15 protein-coding genes and 1 tRNA gene are annotated in these 20,912 nt (G+C 67.3%); 5 read left to right on the top strand and 11 right to left on the bottom strand.

Annotation, left to right across the window (positions count from 1 at the left end; translation table 11 throughout):
• Positions 1-77 precede the first annotated feature (77 nt).
• From ACFV0Q_RS04770 to ACFV0Q_RS04755, 4 genes are read left to right on the top strand one after another with little or no spacing between them, the layout of a single operon-like run.
• Entirely contained in the window at positions 78-836 is a 759-nt protein-coding gene (locus ACFV0Q_RS04770) for a hypothetical protein (RefSeq protein ID WP_385000480.1), read from the top strand.
• Positions 833-2,953, top strand: coding sequence for a hypothetical protein (locus tag ACFV0Q_RS04765; protein ID WP_385000477.1), 2,121 nt, complete (start codon positions 833-835; stop codon positions 2,951-2,953). Before ACFV0Q_RS04770 ends, ACFV0Q_RS04765 begins: the two co-directional genes overlap by 4 nt.
• Before the next feature lie 16 nt (positions 2,954-2,969).
• On the top strand, positions 2,970-4,001 hold the full coding sequence (locus ACFV0Q_RS04760) for a hypothetical protein (protein ID WP_385000475.1): 1,032 nt from the start codon (positions 2,970-2,972) through the stop codon (positions 3,999-4,001).
• A gap of 2 nt (positions 4,002-4,003) precedes the next feature.
• On the top strand, positions 4,004-4,951 hold the full coding sequence (locus ACFV0Q_RS04755) for a M48 family metalloprotease (protein WP_385000472.1): 948 nt from the start codon (positions 4,004-4,006) through the stop codon (positions 4,949-4,951).
• Positions 4,952-5,010: 59 nt separating this feature from the next.
• Here the strand turns inward: ACFV0Q_RS04755 and ACFV0Q_RS04750 are convergent, their stop codons facing one another.
• The 11 genes from ACFV0Q_RS04750 to ACFV0Q_RS04700 form a co-directional block, all read right to left on the bottom strand.
• Complete coding sequence (locus ACFV0Q_RS04750; RefSeq protein ID WP_385000469.1) at positions 5,011-8,910, bottom strand: DNA-directed RNA polymerase subunit beta'; 3,900 nt, start codon at positions 8,908-8,910, stop codon at positions 5,011-5,013.
• 97 nt (positions 8,911-9,007) lie between these two features.
• Positions 9,008-12,490, bottom strand: a complete 3,483-nt coding sequence (rpoB, locus tag ACFV0Q_RS04745; RefSeq protein ID WP_385000466.1) for a DNA-directed RNA polymerase subunit beta — start codon at positions 12,488-12,490, stop codon at positions 9,008-9,010.
• 577 nt (positions 12,491-13,067) lie between these two features.
• A complete protein-coding gene (rplL, locus tag ACFV0Q_RS04740) occupies positions 13,068-13,448 on the bottom strand; it encodes a 50S ribosomal protein L7/L12 (protein ID WP_385000463.1) in 381 nt (126 codons plus the stop codon).
• A gap of 110 nt (positions 13,449-13,558) precedes the next feature.
• Entirely contained in the window at positions 13,559-14,089 is a 531-nt protein-coding gene (gene rplJ / locus ACFV0Q_RS04735) for a 50S ribosomal protein L10 (protein ID WP_385000460.1), read from the bottom strand.
• Positions 14,090-14,378: 289 nt separating this feature from the next.
• The gene (locus ACFV0Q_RS04730) at positions 14,379-15,263 is read right to left on the bottom strand and encodes a hypothetical protein (protein WP_385000457.1); all 885 of its coding nucleotides are present in this window, start codon (positions 15,261-15,263) and stop codon (positions 14,379-14,381) included.
• Between the two features lie 52 nt (positions 15,264-15,315).
• Complete coding sequence (locus ACFV0Q_RS04725; protein WP_385000454.1) at positions 15,316-16,281, bottom strand: hypothetical protein; 966 nt, start codon at positions 16,279-16,281, stop codon at positions 15,316-15,318.
• Between the two features lie 192 nt (positions 16,282-16,473).
• Complete coding sequence (rplA, locus tag ACFV0Q_RS04720; RefSeq protein WP_266574562.1) at positions 16,474-17,202, bottom strand: 50S ribosomal protein L1; 729 nt, start codon at positions 17,200-17,202, stop codon at positions 16,474-16,476.
• 86 nt (positions 17,203-17,288) lie between these two features.
• Positions 17,289-17,723: a 50S ribosomal protein L11 gene (rplK, locus tag ACFV0Q_RS04715; RefSeq protein WP_351821568.1), complete on the bottom strand. Its 435-nt coding sequence runs from the start codon at positions 17,721-17,723 to the stop codon at positions 17,289-17,291.
• Between the two features lie 169 nt (positions 17,724-17,892).
• Positions 17,893-18,822, bottom strand: a complete 930-nt coding sequence (gene nusG, locus ACFV0Q_RS04710; RefSeq protein ID WP_385000450.1) for a transcription termination/antitermination protein NusG — start codon at positions 18,820-18,822, stop codon at positions 17,893-17,895.
• Positions 18,823-18,906: 84 nt separating this feature from the next.
• Positions 18,907-19,188 (bottom strand): preprotein translocase subunit SecE, encoded by a 282-nt coding sequence (secE, locus tag ACFV0Q_RS04705; RefSeq protein WP_030230573.1) that lies wholly within the window; start codon positions 19,186-19,188, stop codon positions 18,907-18,909.
• Between the two features lie 105 nt (positions 19,189-19,293).
• A tRNA-Trp gene (locus tag ACFV0Q_RS04700) sits at positions 19,294-19,366 on the bottom strand.
• Positions 19,367-19,558: 192 nt separating this feature from the next.
• Between ACFV0Q_RS04700 and ACFV0Q_RS04695 the strand changes: the two genes are divergently transcribed.
• Positions 19,559-20,785 (top strand): pyridoxal phosphate-dependent aminotransferase, encoded by a 1,227-nt coding sequence (locus tag ACFV0Q_RS04695; RefSeq protein WP_385000446.1) that lies wholly within the window; start codon positions 19,559-19,561, stop codon positions 20,783-20,785.
• Positions 20,786-20,912: the final 127 nt, after the last annotated feature.

Here is a 20,912-nt window from a genome sequence, read left to right as displayed (position 1 = left end):
GCGTCATCTGCCCTCACACTCGCGTCTCCCGTGCCCGCACGCTGTTCCGCACAGCACGCGACTCACGAGAGGCAGTCATGACCGACCCGCTCAACCGCAACCTGCTCCTGCTCGACATCGAAAAGTTCAGTGACCGGGACGACGTAGAACAGGCGTACCTGCGGCGCATGCTCTACGACGTCGTAGAACGCGTCCTGCAGGCCGCGGGCATCGACCAGACCCACCACCTGCGCGCCGACCGGGGTGACGGCGTGCTGGTGATGATCGACGCGAACGCCCCGCTGACCGCACTCCTGCGCGTCCTGCTCACCGAAGCGCCGTCCCAGCTGCGGGCCGTGAACCGGATGGCTTCCAGCACGGCCCAGATCAGACTGCGCGCGGTGGTGGCCACGGGATTCGTCACGGTCGACGCCGTCGACGGCTGGGTCGGCTCCGACCTCAACCACGCGTGCCGACTGCTCGACGCCGAGGCGCTTCGGGCCGCACTGCGCGAGCGGACCGGGGACATCGCCCTTTGCGTGTCCGAATCCGTGTACGCGGGCATCGTGCGGCACGATCACACCGGCATCCCGGCCGACGCCTTCCACCAAGTCACGGTCGACAGCAAGAACGGCCCGCTGAAGGCCTGGCTGCACGGGCCCCTGCCGACCGCCGCCCCGTCGGCACCGCAGGCTGCGGTGCCCGCGGGTTCCGAAGACGCCCCCGGCGGCAGCACGGTCAGCTTCCAGGGCACGAACAACGGCATCGTCGGCGCGCGGATCGGAACGGTCATCCAGAGCGGCACCATCAACGGGGGCATCTCGTTCCACGGTGGCGGACCGGGTGAACCCGCATGACGTCACCCGCGCCCGGCGATCAGCCGGACCAGAAGGCCGCGCCGGAGGACAAGCCCGAAGGCACCGAGCCGGGAGATGCGAAGCAGGGTGATACGGAAGCCCCTGAGGAGGAGCAACGGCCTCAGGCAGCCTGGGACACTCAGCGGGACATCAACCGGCACGCACCGAAGCTGCAGTTCGACGGTGTGAACCGCGGGGTGTTCGCCGACCAGGTCAACGGCGATGTGGTCCAGAACCACTTCCACTTCGGCCGATCCGCAACCGCACAGGCGACCGGCGAGTATCCGGCCAAGGTCTTGGACGATCTCGCCCTCACCTTCGTCACCGAGGGAACCCCGTTCGACGAACTGCTGGAGCGGCTCGACAACGAACGGGTCCTGGTACTGACCGGCGCCCCCTGCACCGGGCGACGCACCGCGGCCCTGATGCTGCTGCGGCGGCTCGGTGCTACGCCGGTGCACTCCCTGGACCGGGAGACCCGCCCGGGGGAACTGCTCCCCGCGCTGGCCGAGGGCAAGGCCACCGGATACGTCCTGTGCGACATGGTGACCAGCCGCGATCAGCCCCTGCGCGACACCCACCTGTTCGCGCTCCGTGCCCATTTACGGGACCACGGCGGCTTCCTCGTGATCACCACGGGGCTGCGGCCGTGGCTCGACGATGACGTGCGCACCTGGTCCTGGGAGCCGCCCACGGCCTCCTCCCTCCTCCGGTCACACCTGAAGCGGATGACGGGGCTCGACGCCACACACCGGCTCATGGGGCTGGCCGCGGTGTCCGACTTCCTGCCACGCAGACACCAACCTCGCGAGATCGTCGCGTACGCCGCGGAACTCAGCCGGTTCGCGTTGGGCGGGATCGATGAAAGGACCCTCCAGAACTCTTCGCTGGAGCTCCTCGCCCGGCAGGTCCAGGAGTGGTTCGAGACGGACGAGGACGCGCTGCACCTCCGGGAGAAGGCCTTCCTCATTGCTCTCGCCGCGTTCAACGACGGCCCGTACGCCCTCACGGCCGAACTCAGCGACCTCCTCTTCCAGGCCCTGCAGCAGACCACGAACTCGTCCCTGCCCAAGGCCGTGCCCGTCTTCGGTACCCACATCGGCCACCGGCTCCGGCTCGCCCGTGCCCGCCCCTATCCCGCCGAGGAGCACACCGAATGGGGCCCGGTCCGCCAGCAGAAGGCAGCGTTCTGGGACGATCGCACCGCCTTCGTGCTGCTGCGCGAGGTATGGACCGGGCACCCGTCGGCCCGCCCCGCCCTGGTTGAGTGGCTCGGACAGCTCACCGAGGACGGACGCTCGTTCGTCCGTACCCGTGCCGCGGCGACGGTGGCGGCACTGGCCTCCACGGATCTCCCGTCCGCGATGGCACTGGTCATCGAGCCCTGGACCGTCTCCAGAAACCCTCAGCACCGGATCGGAGCGGTGAGCGCCCTCGTCCTCGCCCACCGCGCCCGCACCCCGAACATCCTCCGGATCATCGACGGCTGGACCGCGGACGAGGACCCGCGTCGTTCCTGGGTGGGCATACGGGCCCAGGGCCTGGTGGGAGACGAGCGTCCCGAGGCCGCACTCACCGCGCTGCGCGTTCAGGCACGCAAGCAGTACGACCCGGAGACCGAACATCCCCTGGCAGGCGAGCTCGCCCAGTCGGTCGAACTGCTGCTCCTGTCCCCGGCCGCCCCACGCGTGTTCGCCGAGGTGCTGCGCACCTTGGACGACCACCCGTCGGTCTTCGAACTCTCCGTGCGAGGGTTCCTCGGCGCCTGCCGGCACACCGAGGAAGGCAACGACCACCACCCCCTGATCCTGCGCGGGTACGCGCGGAGCCGCCTGGACCTGGATCCTGCGGCCGAAGCGATCCGCCGGCTCTGGAGGTCCGCCCTCGGAGACCGGGCGTTCACCCTCGATGCCCTCCGCGTCCTCACCACCTGGGTTCTGGCCGCCGACGCGGACAGGGAAGCCGAATGGGCACTCGCGGAGCTACTGCCCTCGCTGATCACGGACGAGACAGAGGAGCAGCGCATCGTGCACCTCCTCCAGACGGTCCGTGGGGACGACGGTGGGCCAAGGCCGCCGGTAGCCGACAGCCTGCTCACAGCCCTGCACCTGACCTGATCCCAAGGAGAAAACGATGTCTCCGACCGCCTTCGACTGGTTACAGACCGCCGACCGCCACACCGAGCTGATCGACCCGGTGATCAGCGTCCGCCAGCTCGCTCGCCTGGACCTGCGCCGCAAGCGCCTGACCCGCTTCGACCACTGTCTGGTCTATGCGACCAAGCAGGGCGAATACGTGGTCTTCCGTCCACCGCACCGCCCGAGAGCCACCAGCCGCTACAGCGCCGTGTACGAGGTGGACATGGGCCTCCACCCCGTCCGGGCCGGGCTGAGCCTCCCCAGCTCGAACGACGCCTTGGAGTTCCAGGCGGACGTGGACCTGCGGTGGCGGGTAAGCGATCCGGTCCGATTCGTCGGCAGCGGCCTCCGGGACGTTCCCCGCCTGCTGCTGGAGGAGCTGGAACAGTCTGCCCGGGGCATCTCACGCCACCACTCCGTGACCGACAGCGCGATCGCCGAGGCGGAACTGCTGAAGGCGGCCACCGCCTGGACTCCGCTGGGGGCCTGCGCGGGGCTGAAGGCCTCATGGACATTGCGCCTGCACCGGAACCAGGAAGCGATCGACCACGAGATCCGCATGCAGGGCATCCAGCACCAGAACAGCGAGCAGATCCTCGGCCATGTGCTCGGGGAACAGGCCGACGCCGCGGAGGAACGGCGACGGGCCGCCCTGCTGCGCCTGCGCGCGGAGAAGATCGAGCTCTACCAGGAGCACTTGGAGGAGGGCGGAGTGAAGGCCTTGGCCTGGTACCTGAGCCAGCACCCCGAGGACACCCAACTCGTGATGGCCAACCTCCGCGCGGACCAGCAGAGCCTGGTCACGGCCCAGCTGCAACTGGTCACGAAACTGTTCGACAAGGCCGAGGCAGAGACCCACGAGCTGGCCGAGCCCCGCCGGCACGCATTCCGCACGCTGAACGAAGTACTCACCCAGCGGCTCCCGGGCAGTACGGCCTCCGCCGAGCCCGAGGTCACGGACGAGTCCCCTTCCCGAGACCTGCCTCCCGGCTACGGCCGGACCCCGGTCGAGCCGGGCAGGGAATGACCATGCGGAAGCCCCCCGAGCGCGACGACGACCTCGACTACCGGCATGCTCCGGGCACCCGCGTGCACTACCGGGCACACCAGCGCACCACCGACCTCACGGCCGTCGGCGGACTCGTCCTGCAGTTGCCCGGCATCGCCTTCAGTCTGTTGATCGTGTTGCTGCTGAGCCGGGGGCTGGAATCAGCCTCGGGAGTCCCGTACTGGATACCCGCGGCTCTCTGGCTGGCGGCCGGTGTCCTGGGCCTCCACCGGCCGACCGAGACGCTGCTCGCCCGGTACCTGCTCCATCTGAAGCATCCGCTGCCCCACGAGGTCGCCGTACTGGCACCCGTATGGCGCGAGGTGACGGCCCGGGCCGGGGTGGAAGGCAGCCGGTACGCCCTGTGGATCGAGGAGAGCGCGGAGGTGACCGCCACGTCGGCCGGTGGACACCTCGTGATCGTCACGCGCCACTCCCTGGAAACCCTGTCCACCTCGCAGCTGGCGGCGGTCCTCGCCCACGAGCTGGGGCACCACACCGCCGGTCACACCTGGACACGGCTGCTCAGCTGGTGGTACGCCCTCCCGGGCCGGCTTCTGGGGCTGGCTCTGGTAACCGCCGCACGCTCCGCGCTGCGCGGCGCGAAACGCGTGTCCGTGCCCGCCGCCCTCGCCATCCTGGCCATCCTGGGGTGCGTCTCGTACCGGGCATTGACCCTGACCTTCGGACTGCCGCTGCTCCTGGTGGCTCTCCCGTTCCTGACGGCCGCCGTGGGCCGACGTGCGGAACTGCGGGCGGACCGGCACGCGGCGGCGCTGGGCTTCGCACCCCAGCTCGCCGAGGTCCTCGCCGTGGAACCGGAGGAGGACGCACCGAGCACACTGCGGCTGATGCTCTCCCCGCATCCACACCACCGCACCCGCCTGCACCGCCTCCAGCCGTACCTGGTGCCGACACGGGGCCGGTGAACGCCGCAGGGCGGCCACCCTCTCGGGTGACCGCCCTGCGGTTACTGCTCTGCTGCGACTCAGCCGTTGTACGGGCCGTAGTCGTAGTCCTCCAGCGGGACAGCCTGGCCGGAGCCGGTGCCGAAGGGCGAGTAGTCGATGTCGTCGTAGCCGACGGCCGAGTACATCGCGGCCTTGGCTTCCTCGGTGGGCTCGACCCGGATGTTGCGGTAGCGGGACAGACCCGTACCGGCCGGGATGAGCTTACCGATGATGACGTTCTCCTTGAGGCCGATGAGGCTGTCGGACTTGGCGTTGATCGCCGCATCCGTCAGGACTCGGGTCGTCTCCTGGAAGGAGGCGGCCGACAGCCAGGATTCCGTCGCCAGCGAGGCCTTGGTGATACCCATCAGCTGCGGACGGCCGGAGGCGGGGTGACCGCCCTCGGTGACCACACGACGGTTCTCGGTCTCGAACTTCGAGCGCTCGACGAGCTCGCCCGGCAGGAGCTCCGCGTCGCCGGACTCGATGATCGTCACGCGGCGCAGCATCTGCCGGATGATGATCTCGATGTGCTTGTCGTGGATCGACACGCCCTGCGAGTTGTAGACCTTCTGGACTTCGCCGACCAGGTGGACCTGGACGGCGCGCTGGCCGAGGATGCGCAGCACGTCGTGCGGGTTGGTGGCACCCGCGGTGAGCTTCTGGCCCACCTCGACGTGCTCGCCCTCGGACACCACGACCTTGGCGCGCTTGGAGATCGGGAAGGCCGTCTCCTCGCTGCCGTCGTCGGGCGTGATGACGATCTTCTTCGTCTTCTCGGTCTCCTCGATCCGCACGCGGCCGGCGGCCTCGGAGATCGGGGCGACACCCTTCGGGGTACGGGCCTCGAAGAGCTCGACGACACGCGGCAGACCCTGCGTGATGTCGTCACCGGCCACACCACCGGTGTGGAAGGTACGCATCGTCAGCTGGGTACCGGGCTCACCGATGGACTGGGCGGCGATGATGCCGACCGCCTCACCGATGTCGACCAGCTTGCCGGTGGCCAGCGAGCGGCCGTAGCAGAAGGCACAGGTGCCGACCGCGGACTCGCAGGTCAGGACCGAGCGGGTCTTGACCTCCTCGACGCCGTTCGCGATGAGGGCGTCGATGAGCACGTCGCCGAGGTCCACGTTCGCCGGCGCGATGACCTTGCCGTCGATGACGACGTCCTCGGCCAGCATGCGGGCGTACACGGAGGTCTCGACGTCGTCCGCCTTGCGGAGGACACCCGCCTCGTCCTTGACACCGATCTTGAGCTTGAGGCCGCGCTCGGTGCCGCAGTCCTCCTCGCGGATGATGACGTCCTGCGAGACGTCCACCAGACGACGGGTGAGGTAACCCGAGTCGGCGGTACGCAGGGCGGTGTCCGCCAGACCCTTACGGGCACCGTGCGTGGAGATGAAGTACTCCAGAACGGTGAGGCCCTCACGGAAGGACGCCTTGATCGGACGCGGGATGGTCTCGTTCTTCGCGTTCGACACCAGACCACGCATACCGGCGATCTGTCGCATCTGCATCATGTTTCCTCGGGCACCCGAGTCAACCATCATGAAGATGGGGTTCGTCTTGGGGAAGTTCGCGTTCATCGCCTCGGCGACCTCGTTGGTCGCCTGCGTCCAGATCTGGATGAGCTCCTGAGTGCGCTCTTCCTTGGTGATCAGACCGCGCTCGTACTGCTTCTGGACCTTCTCGTCCTTGGCCTCGTAGCCCGCGACGATTTCCTTCTTCGCCTCGGGAACGACGACGTCGGAGATGGCCACGGTGACGCCCGAACGGGTCGCCCAGTGGAAGCCGGCCGCCTTCAGGTTGTCGAGCGTCGCCGCCACGATGACCTTGGGGTAGCGCTCCGCCAGGTCGTTGACGATCTCGGAGAGCTGCTTCTTGCCCACCGAGTAGTCGACGAACGGGTAGTCCTCGGGCAGCAGCTCGTTGAAGAGCGCACGACCCAGCGTGGTCTTCAGACGGAAGCTGTCACCCGGCTGGAACTCCTGCTCGCCCTCTTCGGCGACCGGCGCCACCCAGCCGCGCGGCGGGATGGTGCCCACCGGGAAGCGGATGTCGACGGACGACTGCAGCGCGAGCTCGCCGTTGTCGAACGCCATGATCGCCTCGGCCGTGGAGCCGAACGCGCGGCCCTCGCCCTTGACGTCGCGGAGCTCACCGTCGGTGGTCAGGAAGAACAGACCGAGGACCATGTCCTGGGTCGGCATCGTGACCGGACGGCCGTCGGCCGGCTTGAGGATGTTGTTCGAGGACAGCATCAGGATGCGGGCCTCGGCCTGCGCCTCCGCGGAGAGCGGCAGGTGCACGGCCATCTGGTCACCGTCGAAGTCCGCGTTGAACGCGGTGCAGACGAGCGGGTGGATCTGGATGGCCTTGCCTTCGACCAGCTGGGGCTCGAAGGCCTGGATGCCGAGGCGGTGCAGCGTGGGCGCACGGTTCAGGAGAACCGGGTGCTCGGCGATGACCTCTTCGAGCACGTCGTAGACGACCGTACGGCCACGCTCGACCATGCGCTTCGCCGACTTGATGTTCTGCGCGTGGTTCAGGTCGACCAGGCGCTTCATCACGAACGGCTTGAAGAGCTCCAGCGCCATGGCCTTGGGCAGACCACACTGGTGCAGCTTCAGCTGCGGACCGACGACGATCACGGAACGCGCGGAGTAGTCCACGCGCTTGCCGAGGAGGTTCTGACGGAATCGACCCTGCTTGCCCTTGAGCATGTCGCTCAGGGACTTCAGCGGACGGTTACCGGGACCGGTCACCGGACGACCACGACGACCGTTGTCGAAGAGGGCGTCCACGGCCTCCTGAAGCATGCGCTTCTCGTTGTTCACGATGATCTCGGGGGCACCGAGGTCGAGGAGACGCTTCAGACGGTTGTTGCGGTTGATCACGCGGCGGTACAGGTCGTTCAGGTCGGAGGTCGCGAAGCGGCCACCGTCCAGCTGCACCATCGGACGCAGGTCCGGCGGGATCACCGGCACGCAGTCCAGAACCATGCCCTTGGGCTTGTTGCTGGTCTGCAGGAACGCGGAGACGACCTTGAGGCGCTTGAGCGCACGGGTCTTCTTCTGGCCCTTGCCGGTACGGATGATCTCGCGGAGGCGCTCGGCCTCCTCGTCGAGGTCGAAGGACTCCAGGCGCTTCTGCAGCGCGGCGGCGCCCATGCAGCCGTCGAAGTACGTGCCGAAGCGGTCACGCAGCTCGCGGTACAGGAGCTCGTCGCCCTCCAGGTCCTGGACCTTGAGGTTCTTGAAGCGGGCCCACACCTCGTCGAGGCGGTCGATCTCGCGCTGGGCGCGGTCACGCAGCTGCTTCATCTCGCGCTCGGCACCTTCGCGCACCTTGCGGCGTACGTCGGCCTTCGCACCCTCGGCCTCAAGCTCGGCCAGGTCGGTCTCGAGCTTCTTGGCACGGCCTTCGAGGTCCGCGTCACGGCGGTTCTCGATCTGCTGGCGCTCGACGGAGACGTGCGCCTCCAGCGACGGGAGGTCGCGGGTGCGGCGCTCGTCGTCCACGAACGTGATCATGTACGCGGCGAAGTAGATGACCTTCTCGAGGTCCTTCGGCGCGAGGTCCAGCAGGTAGCCCAGGCGCGACGGGACGCCCTTGAAGTACCAGATGTGGGTCACGGGAGCGGCAAGCTCGATGTGGCCCATCCGCTCACGGCGCACCTTGGCACGCGTGACCTCTACGCCACAACGCTCACAGATGATGCCCTTGAAGCGGACACGCTTGTACTTACCGCAGTAGCACTCCCAGTCCCGGGTAGGACCGAAGATCTTCTCGCAGAAGAGTCCGTCCTTCTCGGGCTTGAGGGTGCGGTAGTTGATGGTCTCCGGCTTCTTGACCTCGCCGTGCGACCAGGTTCGGATGTCGTCCGCGGTGGCAAGGCCGATCCGCAGCTCGTCGAAGAAGTTGACGTCGAGCACTGTGCGTCAATCCCTCTTTCGGGGTCGAGTCTCAATCATGGTCTGAACGGTCCCGGGGATGACGGGGGGCTCTTGAGCGAGCCCCCCGTCAGGCCCGTCAGACCTCTTCGACGCTGCTCGGCTCACGCCGGGACAGGTCGATACCGAGCTCCTCCGCCGCGCGGAAGACGTCCTCGTCGGTGTCGCGCATCTCGATGGACATGCCGTCCGAGGACAGCACCTCCACGTTGAGGCAGAGCGACTGCATTTCCTTGATGAGCACCTTGAAGGACTCGGGAATGCCCGGCTCGGGGATGTTCTCGCCCTTGACGATGGCCTCGTAGACCTTCACGCGGCCGGTGACGTCATCGGACTTGATGGTCAGCAGCTCCTGGAGGGCGTAAGCGGCGCCATAAGCCTCGAGCGCCCACACCTCCATCTCACCGAAGCGCTGGCCACCGAACTGTGCCTTACCACCCAGCGGCTGCTGCGTGATCATCGAGTACGGACCGGTCGAACGGGCGTGGAGCTTGTCGTCGACCAGGTGGTGGAGCTTGAGGATGTACATGTACCCGATGGAGATCGGGTCCGGGAACGGCTCGCCGGAGCGGCCGTCGAACAGACGCGCCTTGCCGGACGGGAGGACCAGGCGGTCACCGTCGCGGTTCGGGATGGTGTGCTCGAACAGGCCCGCGAGCTCGTCCTCACGCGCACCGTCGAACACCGGGGTGGCGACGTTGGTACCCGGCGCGACCTTGTCGGCGCCGATGACCTTCAGCCGCTCGGCCCACTCCTCCGCCAGGCCGGAGACGTCCCAGCCGCGGCTGGCGAGCCAGCCGAGGTGGATCTCCAGGACCTGTCCCGGGTTCATTCGGGACGGGACACCCAGCGGGTTCAGGATGATGTCGACCGGCGTGCCGTCCTCAAGGAAGGGCATGTCCTCGATCGGAAGGATCTTGGAGATGACACCCTTGTTGCCGTGGCGGCCGGCGAGCTTGTCACCGTCGGTGATCTTGCGCTTCTGGGCGACGTAGACGCGGACCAGCTGGTTCACGCCCGGAGGAAGCTCGTCGCCCTCCTCGCGGTCGAAGACGCGGACACCGATGACCTTGCCGATCTCACCGTGAGGAACCTTGAGCGAGGTGTCACGCACCTCGCGGGCCTTCTCACCGAAGATCGCGCGGAGCAGGCGCTCCTCCGGGGTCAGCTCGGTCTCACCCTTGGGCGTGACCTTGCCGACCAGGATGTCGCCGGCGACGACGTCCGCACCGATGCGGATGATGCCGCGCTCGTCGAGGTCCGCGAGGACCTCCTCGGAGACGTTCGGGATGTCCCGGGTGATCTCCTCGGGGCCGAGCTTGGTGTCACGGGCGTCGACCTCGTGCTCCTCGATGTGGATCGAGGAGAGGACGTCGTCCTGCACGAGGCGCTGCGACAGGATGATCGCGTCCTCGTAGTTGTGACCTTCCCACGGCATGAACGCGACGAGCAGGTTCTTGCCGAGGGCCATTTCGCCCTCTTCGGTCGCGGGACCGTCGGCGAGGACCTGGGACTCGATGATCCGGTCACCCTCGTTGACGATGACCTTCTGGTTGACCGAGGTGCCCTGGTTCGAGCGGGAGAACTTGGCGACGCGGTACGTGGTGTACGTGCCGTCGTCGTTGGCGACGGTGATGTAGTCGGCCGAGACCTCCTGGACGACACCGTCCTTCTCCGCACGGATCGAGTCACCGGCGTCGACCGCACAGCGGTACTCCATGCCGGTGCCGACGAGCGGGGCCTCCGCCTTGATGAGCGGAACGGCCTGGCGCATCATGTTCGCGCCCATGAGGGCACGGTTGGCGTCGTCGTGCTCCAGGAAGGGGATCATCGCGGTCGCGACGGACACCATCTGGCGCGGGGAGACGTCCATGTAGTCGACGTCGTCGCCGGCGATGTAGTCGATCTCGCCGCCACGACGGCGAACCAGTACGCGGTTCTCCGTGAAGCGCATGTCGTCGGACAGGCCGGCGTTGGCCTGGGCGATGACGAAGCGGTCTTCCTCGTCGGCCGTCAGGTAGTCGACGTCGTCGGTGACGACGCCGTCGATGACCTTGCGGTACGGGGTCTCGACGAAACCGAACGCGTTGACGCGGCCGTAGGAGGCGAGCGAGCCGATCAGACCGATGTTCGGGCCTTCAGGGGTCTCGATCGGGCACATGCGGCCGTAGTGCGACGGGTGCACGTCACGGACCTCGAAGCCTGCCCGCTCACGCGACAGACCACCGGGACCCAGCGCCGAGAGACGACGCTTGTGCGTCAGACCCGACAGCGGGTTGTTCTGGTCCATGAACTGCGACAGCTGGCTGGTGCCGAAGAACTCCTTGATGGAGGCGACGACCGGCCGGATGTTGATCAGGGTCTGCGGCGTGATGGCCTCGACGTCCTGGGTCGTCATCCGCTCGCGGACGACGCGCTCCATACGAGCCAGACCCGTACGGACCTGGTTCTGGATGAGCTCGCCGACGTTGCGCAGACGACGGTTGCCGAAGTGGTCGATGTCGTCGGTCTCGACGACGATCGAACGGCCCGACTCACCGGTGGTCTCGGTCTCGCCCGCGTGGAGCTTCACGAGGTACTTGATCGTCGCGATGATGTCGTCGGTGGTGAGCACACCGGCGTCCAGCGGCTCGTCCGCGCCGAGCTTCTTGTTCACCTTGTAGCGGCCGACCTTGGCGAGGTCGTAGCGCTTCGGGTTGAAGTAGAGGTTCTCGAGCAGCGTCTGAGCGGCCTCGCGGGTCGGCGGTTCGCCCGGACGCAGCTTGCGGTAGATGTCGAGCAGCGCGTCGTCCTGGCCCTGGGTGTGGTCCTTCTCCAGGGTGGCGCGCATGGACTCGTACTCGCCGAACTCCTCGAGGATCTGCTCGGTGGTCCAGCCGAGAGCCTTCAGGAGGACGGTGACGGACTGCTTGCGCTTGCGGTCGATGCGGACACCGACCATGTCGCGCTTGTCGATCTCCATCTCGAGCCAGGCACCCCGGGACGGGATGATCTTGGCGGCGAAGATGTCCTTGTCGGACGTCTTGTCGATGGAGGAGTCGAAGTAGACACCGGGGGAACGGACGAGCTGCGACACGACGACACGCTCGGTGCCGTTGATGACGAAGGTGCCCTTGTTGGTCATGAGCGGGAAATCGCCCATGAAGACCGTCTGAGACTTGATCTCTCCGGTCTCGTTGTTCGTGAACTCGGCCGTGACGAACAGCGGCGCCGCGAACGTGAAGTCGCGGTCCTTGCACTCGTCGACAGAGTTCTTCGCCGGCTCGAAACGGTGGTCGCGGAAGGTCAGCGACATCGACCCGGAGAAGTCCTCGATCGGCGAGATCTCCTCGAAGATCTCTTCCAGACCGGACTTGGTGGGGACGTCCTGTCCACTCTCAAGCGCCGACTCGACGCGGGACTTCCAGGCGGCGTTGCCGAGCAGCCAGTCAAAGCTCTCGGTCTGCAGCGCCAGGAGGTTCGGAACCTCGAGGGGCTCCTTGATCTTTGCAAAGGAGATGCGCAGCGGGGCGGTGCTGGCACCGTTGTTCGTATTGGTCGAGGCGTTGCGCGAGGCGGCCAAGAGGGGGTCCTTCCGAGGGCTCGGACTCACTACGCGCGTACCGGTCCCAGCCGACACAGAAGACGGAGCCTCCCCTGCCGGACGAAAAGACCAGGTCGGGGCGTATCAATCAAGTGTGCTCAAGCGTGGGCATGACCCTGGCGACGGGCAGGGGTCAGCTAACAGGCAGCGCAAAGGGTCAGTGTAGCCACTTGGCTCACTGATGTCCAGACCAGGTTTCCGGAAACCGGCAACAGGCCTTCCCCATGTTGTTTCGAACCAACCCTGCATCCAACGCTGCGGCGCTCTCTCGCACACAGAGCGCGTATCAGTACTGCCCTCTTCGTAGTCGATCCATGCCTCGGATCTCGGATCGGACCGACCGAGCTGGCGACGGCTCTGAGAATTGCGCGCCGCTGGCCGTTCGTCAAGGCCCCGTGCTCCGAGCGGATCATCTCGGGACCCTGCTCAGGAGCAACGATGATCACCCTACTCCCCAACGAGACCAGGGCAAGTCAGGCACTGTGGGTACGCCAAAGGGCGACCACCCTTACGGGTGATCGCCCTTGGCAGAGGCCGTCAGACGGCCTCAGAGGTGTTACTTGACCTCGACGCCAGCGCCGGCAGCCTTGAGGGCCTCGGCGGCCTTGTCAGCGGCCTCCTTGGCGACCTTCTCGAGAACCGGCTTCGGGGCGCCGTCCACGAGGTCCTTGGCCTCCTTCAGACCCAGGGAGGTCAGCTCGCGCACGACCTTGATGACCTGGATCTTCTTGTCGCCGGCACCGGTGAGGATGACGTCGAACTCGTCCTGCTCCTCAGCGGCCTCAGCGGCAACCGGGGCACCCGGACCGGCAACGGCGACGGCCGCGGCGGCGGTGACGTCGAACTTCTCCTCGAAGGCCTTCACGAACTCGGAGAGCTCGATGAGGGTCATCTCCTCGAACTGGGCGAGGAGGTCGTCCTGAGAGAGCTTCGCCATGATGGGCGATCCTTCCACTAATTCGGCAGGTGCCGGATGTATAGAGAGGCGGGCGTAACGGCCCGCTACGACCCACGCACTAGGCGGCGTAGATCAGTGCGCGAGCCGAATTACTCGGCACCGCCCTGCTCGGCGAGCTTGACGCGAAGCGCTTCCGCAGTGCGGACGAACTTCGACGGCAGCGCCTGGAAGAGCGAGGCAGCCTGGGACTGCTTGCCCTTGAACGCGCCGGCCAGCTTGCTGAGCAGAACCTCGCGGGACTCGAGGTCCGCAAGCTTCTTGATCTCATCGGCGGTGAGCGCCTTACCATCAAGGACACCCGCCTTGATGATGAGGTTCGGGTTGTCCTTGGCGAAGTCACGCAGGCTCTTCGCCGACTCCACCGGGTCACCGGTGATGAAGGCGACCGCGGTCGGACCAGCGAAGTGCTCGTCCAGCGCGGTGATCCCGGCCTGGTTGGCCGCAATCTTGGTCAGCGTGTTCTTCACCACGGCGTACTGGGCGTTCTCACCGAGCGAACGACGCAGCGTCTTGAGCTGCGCGACGGTGAGACCCCGGTACTCGGTCAGCACGGCGGCGTTCGAGCTCTGGAACGCGTCCGTGAGCTCGGCTACCGCGGCAGCCTTGTCGGGCCTTGCCATAGAGCGTCGGCCTCCTTCCGGGTGATGAGGACCGCTCAGAAGGGGCTGGACAAGCAAAACGCCCCGGCGCATGGCGCACGGGGCACGGCTCAACCGAAATGAAATTCCGGGAACTTTCCTCGAACACCTGCGCAGGACGTCCGCTCGCAGCGAATCCTTCGGCCACCGTTCTCTTTCGAGCACGGCAACGACCAGCGGTCTTTGGCTTCTCCGGAAGCGTACGCGAAGGCAACCGTACGAGGCAAATCGCCTCGGGAGCGCCCGGGAATTCCGGGCGCTCCCGAGGCACTCAGGAGCCGCCGAGACCGCCCAGCCCCGCGTCCTTCAGGGTCTGGTCGGCCTCCTTCAGCGTGTCGTCGACGCCCTTGAGCTTGTCGTCGATGCCCTTCATCACGTCGTCGAAGTCGGCCACCTGGTCGGCGGGCGGCGCGGTGACCGGCGCGGTCGTGCCGTAGCCGGAGAACTTCGCCGAGATCTTCGTCGTGCGGTCCTTGGTGCCCTGCACGGACTCGACGCGGACGGGGTAGCCGTCCTTGCCGATCCACACGTCCACGTCCAGGCTGACGTAGTCCTTCAGCGCCTCGTGGAGGTACTGCCGGTTGGCCGCCTCCATCACCTTGGTGGACTCGTCCGCCGCGAGCAGGTCGGCGTTGGTGAGGCTGCCCTTGAAGTGCCGGGCCTCCCCGCCGTCGGTCTGCTCGGTGCCGACCAGCGTCAGCTTCTGCTGGCCCAGGAGCACGGCGAGGTAGTCGGCCGGGTCGTCGTTGAACCGGGAGCGGGGCTTGCCGTCCTTGTTCAGGTTCATCTTCATCCAGGACTTGCCCTCCAGGGGCTTGTCCGAGTGGGTGTAGATGACGTCGCCCAGCATGATCTGGTCGTCGGCGCCGCCGGCGTCGATGCCGGTGCTCGACGGGTACCAGCCCTTCGTGCCGGCGAGCTGTTCGGCCTTGCCGTTGCCCGGGGTGATGGTCATCTCGAACTTGGCGAACTTGGCGGCCGCCGTCTTCACGTAGGACGCCTTCACCGCGTCCGCCGGCGTCTCCGCCTTCGCCGCCGCCGGCTTGCCCTCGGCCGTCCCCTCGGCCTTGTCGGTCCCGCAGGCGGTGAGGCCGCCCACGAGCAGTGCGGCCCCCGCCGCGGCGATGCCGGCCCGGGTCAGTACAGCCGTGTTCATTGGTTCTCCCCCATGGGTGGTTCTGGTGTCGCGAAAGGCACTGCGGGGCTGGTCAGGCCCCTGCTCCGGAGCCGGCGCCCTTGGCGCCGAGGTCCTTGAGCATGGCGAAGAGGTCGAGGGTCTCGTTCTCGGGCGGGGTCCGGACGGTGGCCGTCGCGGCGTAGTCCGAGTAGGAGGCGTCCACGTCGAGGGAGCCCCCGGGCGTGCCGATGGCGACCTTCATACGGGCCGGGTAGCCGTCCTTGTTCACCCAGACGTCCATGTCGTAGCCCTTGATGCCGGCCTTCTTCATGGCCTCGGTGAGCTTCGCGCGGTCGGCCTCCGGCAGCGCCTTGGAGCCCTCGTTCGCGGCGAGCATCTCCTCGAAGGTCAGAGTGCCCTTGTAGTGCTGGGTGTCGGCGCCCTCGACCTTCTCGGACCCGACGAGCTTCACGTTCGGCGAGGCGAGCAGCAGGGCCAGCTGCTTGGCGGGGTCCTGGCTCTGCTCCATCCCGCTCATGCCGCCCATGCCGCCCATGCCGCCGAGCTCCTTCAGTGCCCCGGCGTCTCCCGAGGCCTCGGCCGCGGCCTTCATGTCGAGCTTCATCCAGCGCTTGCCGTCGATGCCCGCGGACATCGGCGAGTCGGCCGGCAGCTCCATGTACATGACGTCCCCGGACATGACCATGCGCATGGAGTCGATGCCGGACTTGCCGAGCCCGCCCTTCATGGTGATGTCCATGACCTGCGGGTCCCATCCCTGGACGCCGGTCATCTCGATGTTCTCGCCGCCGAGCGCGCCGGACATCTTCATCGTCATGCGCACCTTGGCCGACTTGGCGTCCGAGGTCTTCTTGTAGGCCGCGGTGAGGGCCTCGGTGGCCGAACCGCCCGCCACCGCAGCGGTGGGCTGCGCGGACGGCGCTCCGGCGGCCTTGCCGGAGTCGTCCTTCTTGCCGTTCTCGCACGCCGTGGCCCCGCCCACGAGCAGCACTGCGGCCAGCGCCGCGCCCGCGGCCTTCCTGCGGTATGCAGACATAGAGATCCCCACCCCTGTGTGATCGTTCGCTTTCACGCCGACCCTACGTTTCCCCGCCGGGCCCTCGCGCGCGGGTTACCGCCCAGTTCGGCATTTGTGGCCCGAAACACGTAAAACGGGCCCCTCGCCGCCCTGTGAAGGGGGCGAGGGGCCCGTTTCGGTCCCTCAGATGAGCCGGGGGCTCAGCGGAGATCAGACAGCAGCCGGGTCTTCCTCGACGAGGAGGTTCCGGGTGCGGTTGGAGTCCAGCTGGATGCCGGGACCCATCGTGGTGCTCAGGGCGGCCTTCTTGATGTAGCGGCCCTTCGCGGCGGACGGCTTCAGACGGATGATCTCGTCCAGGGCCGCCGCGTAGTTCTCGACCAGCTGCTCATCGGAGAAGGAGACCTTGCCGATGATGAAGTGCAGGTTCGAGTGCTTGTCGACGCGGAACTCGATCTTGCCACCCTTGATCTCGGTGACAGCCTTGGCGACGTCCATCGTGACGGTGCCGGTCTTCGGGTTCGGCATGAGGCCACGGGGACCGAGCACGCGGCCGAGGCGGCCGACCTTGCCCATGAGGTCCGGGGTGGCGACAACGGCGTCGAACTCGTTGAGGCGGTTGCCCTTGGCGATCTCGTTGATCAGCTCGTCGTCGCCGACAATGTCGGCGCCGGCGGCTTCCGCGGCCGCAGCACGGTCACCGGTCGCGAAGACCAGGACCCGGGCGGTCTTGCCGGTGCCGTGCGGGAGGTTCACGGTGCCACGGACCATCTGGTCGGCCTTGCGCGGGTCGACACCCAGGCGGAAGGCGACCTCGACGGTGCTGTCGAACTTGGTCGCGGAGGTCTCCTTGGCGAGACGGACGGCCTCGAGCGGGGCGTACTGCTTCTCCCGGTCGATCTTGGCGTCCGCAGCGCGGAGAGTCTTGCTGCGCTTCACTTCTGCTCCTGTGTAGTGACTTCAGGCGTGGAGTCGTGGTGCGGACCAGCGCTTGGTCCTACCACTGTGGTGCTGGGGTGGCTGAATCAGCCTTCGACCGTGATGCCCATCGAACGCGCGGTGCCGGCGATGATCTTCTCGGCGGCGTCGATGTCGTTGGCGTTCAGGTCGGGCATCTTGATCGTGGCGATCTCGCGGACCTGGTCACGCGTCAGCTTCGCGACCTTGGTCTTGTGCGGCTCGCCGGAGCCCTTCTCCACGCCCGCGCTCTTCAGGATGAGGCGCGCGGCCGGCGGAGTCTTGGTGATGAAGGTGAAGGAACGGTCGTCGTAGACCGTGATCTCCACCGGCACGACCATGCCACGCTGCGACTCGGTCGCGGCGTTGTAGGCCTTGCAGAACTCCATGATGTTGACGCCGTGCTGACCGAGCGCGGGGCCGACCGGCGGAGCCGGGTTGGCCGCACCGGCCTTGATCTGGAGCTTGATAAGCCCCGTGATCTTCTTCTTCTTGGGAGGCATTGCTCTCTCCGGGTCCTAGTGAGAGTTTTCAGCCGCCAACCGGTCATCCGGATGGAGGCATACCGCACCACGATAACGGGTATAGGCGCGGGGCTAAAAACCGAGCAGGTCAGACCACCCTTTGCGGGGCGATCTGACCTGTCCGGAAGCGTCGCTCAGAAGACCTGGGTCAGTTCTTCTGGATCTGGTCGAAGCTCAGCTCGACCGGGGTCTCGCGGCCGAAGATCTCGACGAGGCCCTTGACCTTCTTCGAGTCAGGGTTGATCTCGTTGATCGTCGCCTGGAGCGTGGCGAACGGGCCGTCGGTGACGGTGACCGAGTCGCCGACCTCGAAGTCCAGGACCTCGATGGTGCGCTTGACGGCGGGCGCGGGCAGGCCGGCCTCTTCCGCGGCGGCCTTGGCGGCCTTCTCCTGCGCCTCGGGGGCGAGCATCTTGACGATCTCGTCGAGGGTCAGCGGGTACGGGTCGTACGCGTTGCCGACGAAGCCGGTGACGCCAGGCGTGTTGCGGACGACGCCCCAGGACTCGTTCGTCAGATCCATGCGGACGAGAACGTAACCGGGCAGCTTGTTCTGCCGGACGTTCTTGCGCTCGCCGTTCTTGATCTGGACGATCTCTTCCTCGGGCACCTCGGCCTGGTAGATGAACTCCTCGACGTTCAGCGAGACGGCACGCTGCTCCAGGTTCGCCTTCACGCGCTTCTCGTAGCCCGCGTAGGTGTGGATCACGTACCACTCGCCGGGGAGCAGGCGCAGCTCGTCGCGGAGGGCCTGGATGGGGTCGACCGGCTCGGCGGGCTCGACCGGGGCGGCCTCTTCGGCCTCCTCGTCGGCCTCGGCCTCGGCGGCACCCTCGTCGTCGGCGTCCTCGTCGTCCTCGGCCTCTTCGACCTCGGCGTCGTCCTCAGCCTCGGCGTCGTCTGCATCCTCGCCCGCGGCGGACTCGACGTGGAGCGCGGCTTCCTCAGCAGCGCCACCGGCCTCGGCGTCGGCGAGCTCGACTTCGTCGCGGTCCGCGTCCGCCGCCTCGACGATGTCGAGCGCGTCCTCGACGGACTCGACGGAGTCGTGGCTCGCGTTCAGGTTCGGGTCAGACACGGTGGCTGCTTCTTCCTGGATACAAAAGGTGGTCGAACATGCGAAAACGGGCGGCACCCATCAAGGCGCCGCCCTCCGCGGGGATCAGCCGAAGACGAACTTGATGGCTTCCTGGAACCCATAGTCAATCACGGTCACCAGACCGATCATGATGACGACGAACACAATCACCACGGTGGTGTACGTCGAGAGCTGGTTACGGGTGGGCCATACGACCTTGCGGAGTTCCGCGACGATCTGGCGGTAGAACAGCGCGAGCCGGCCCAGAGGGCCCTTCTTGCCGCGCTTGCCGCCCTTGCGGGCCTTCTTCTCGCGAGTGTCGTCCTCGGCGTCAGGCATGTCGATGGAGCCCAGGGCGTCCGTCACGTCTCTCACCTGAATCCGGGTCGTGGCCGTAGCCGCGCCCGGTTGCGCCGCACGGCGTTGCATCGAAGTACGTACCTGCGCACACATCCGAGAAGGAGTGTGGAGCAGGGCCGGAGGGACTCGAACCCCCAACCGCTGGTTTTGGAGACCAGTGCTCTACCAATTGAGCTACGACCCTTTGCGTTCCCCAACCTACCGCATCCGAGCGGGTGCACGGAGTGCTCACGCTTTGGGGCGGCTGGCGAGGGCCAACGACAGGTGAGTGTACGTGGTCCGGGCCCTGACGTCGAACAGAAGACATCCGGACGTCCTCCGTCCGGTACCTGAAACGGTGTGCGGGGCTTCTCGGCCGTCTGGGACGATTGGCCGCATGACCTCTGCAACGCCTTCCTCCGAGCGCCGGGTGTCCGCCCGTATCGGCGCCATTTCCGAGTCCGCGACCCTCGCCGTGGACGCCAAGGCCAAGGCCCTCAAGGCCGCCGGGCGCCCGGTGATCGGCTTCGGCGCGGGCGAGCCCGACTTCCCGACCCCGGACTACATCGTCGAGGCCGCGGTCGAGGCCTGCCGCAACCCGAAGTACCACCGCTACACGCCGGCCGGCGGCCTGCCCGAGCTGAAGGCCGCGATCGCCGCGAAGACGCTGCGCGACTCGGGCTACGAGGTGGACGCCTCCCAGATCCTGGTGACCAACGGCGGCAAGCAGGCCATCTACGAGGCCTTCGCCGCCATCCTCGACCCGGGTGACGAGGTCATCGTCCCGGCTCCCTACTGGACCACCTACCCGGAGTCGATCCGCCTGGCGGGCGGCGTCCCGGTCGAGGTCGTCGCCGACGAGACCACCGGCTACCGGGTCTCCGTCGAGCAGCTGGAGGCCGCGCGCACCGAGCGCACCAAGGTCGTCCTGTTCGTCTCCCCGTCCAACCCGACGGGCGCCGTCTACAGCGAGGCCGACGCGGAGGCGATCGGCCGCTGGGCCGCCGACAAGGGCCTGTGGGTCCTGACCGACGAGATCTACGAGCACCTCGTCTACGGCGACGCCAAGTTCGTCTCCCTGCCGGCGATCGTCCCCGAGCTGGCCGACAAGTGCATCATCGTCAACGGCGTCGCCAAGACGTACGCGATGACCGGCTGGCGCGTGGGCTGGATCGTCGGCCCCAAGGACGTCGTGAAGGCCGCGACCAACCTGCAGTCGCACGCCACCTCCAACGTCTCCAACGTGGCCCAGGTCGCGGCGCTGGCCGCCGTCTCCGGCAACCTGGACGCCGTCCACGAGATGCGGACCGCCTTCGACCGCCGCCGCCAGACGATCGTGCGGATGCTGAACGAGATCGAGGGCGTCTTCTGCCCGACCCCCGAGGGCGCGTTCTACGCGTACCCCTCGGTCAAGGGCCTCCTCGGCAAGGAGATCCGCGGCAAGCGCCCGCAGACCTCCGTCGAGCTGGCGGCCCTGATCCTGGACGAGGCCGAGGTCGCGGTCGTCCCCGGCGAGGCCTTCGGCACCCCGGGCTACCTGCGCCTCTCCTACGCCCTGGGCGACGAGGACCTGGTCGAGGGCGTCTCCCGCCTCCAGAAGCTCCTGGCAGAAGCCAAGGCCTAGCAGCCCCCCCCTGAGCGGGGGGGGGCCCCCGGGGGGGCCGCGCCGGCCCCCCCGGGCGCCGGGGGGTTTGGCCCCAACAACCCCCCCAACACCACCCGCGCGCCCCCCCCGGGGGCGGGGGTGGTGT

The organism is Streptomyces sp. NPDC059564 (assembly GCF_042735575.1).
GTDB lineage: Bacteria > Actinomycetota > Actinomycetes > Streptomycetales > Streptomycetaceae > Streptomyces.
The sequence above is the reverse complement of the archived record's forward strand: the minus strand, read 5'-3'. Positions and strand labels throughout refer to the sequence as shown.

Bases quoted from the DNA above. Each gene is read 5' to 3' on its own strand.
- rplL (WP_385000463.1), bottom strand. From the start codon at position 13,448: ATGGCGAAGCTCTCTCAGGACGACCTCCTCGCCCAGTTCGAGGAGATG.
- ACFV0Q_RS04770 (WP_385000480.1), top strand. From the start codon at position 78: ATGACCGACCCGCTCAACCGCAACCTGCTCCTGCTCGACATCGAAAAG.
- ACFV0Q_RS04760 (WP_385000475.1), top strand. From the start codon at position 2,970: ATGTCTCCGACCGCCTTCGACTGGTTACAGACCGCCGACCGCCACACC.
- ACFV0Q_RS04765 (WP_385000477.1), top strand. From the start codon at position 833: ATGACGTCACCCGCGCCCGGCGATCAGCCGGACCAGAAGGCCGCGCCG.
- rplJ (WP_385000460.1), bottom strand. From the start codon at position 14,089: ATGGCAAGGCCCGACAAGGCTGCCGCGGTAGCCGAGCTCACGGACGCG.
- rplK (WP_351821568.1), bottom strand. From the start codon at position 17,723: ATGCCTCCCAAGAAGAAGAAGATCACGGGGCTTATCAAGCTCCAGATC.
- ACFV0Q_RS04725 (WP_385000454.1), bottom strand. From the start codon at position 16,281: ATGTCTGCATACCGCAGGAAGGCCGCGGGCGCGGCGCTGGCCGCAGTG.
- ACFV0Q_RS04755 (WP_385000472.1), top strand. From the start codon at position 4,004: ATGCGGAAGCCCCCCGAGCGCGACGACGACCTCGACTACCGGCATGCT.
- ACFV0Q_RS04730 (WP_385000457.1), bottom strand. From the start codon at position 15,263: ATGAACACGGCTGTACTGACCCGGGCCGGCATCGCCGCGGCGGGGGCC.
- ACFV0Q_RS04695 (WP_385000446.1), top strand. From the start codon at position 19,559: ATGACCTCTGCAACGCCTTCCTCCGAGCGCCGGGTGTCCGCCCGTATC.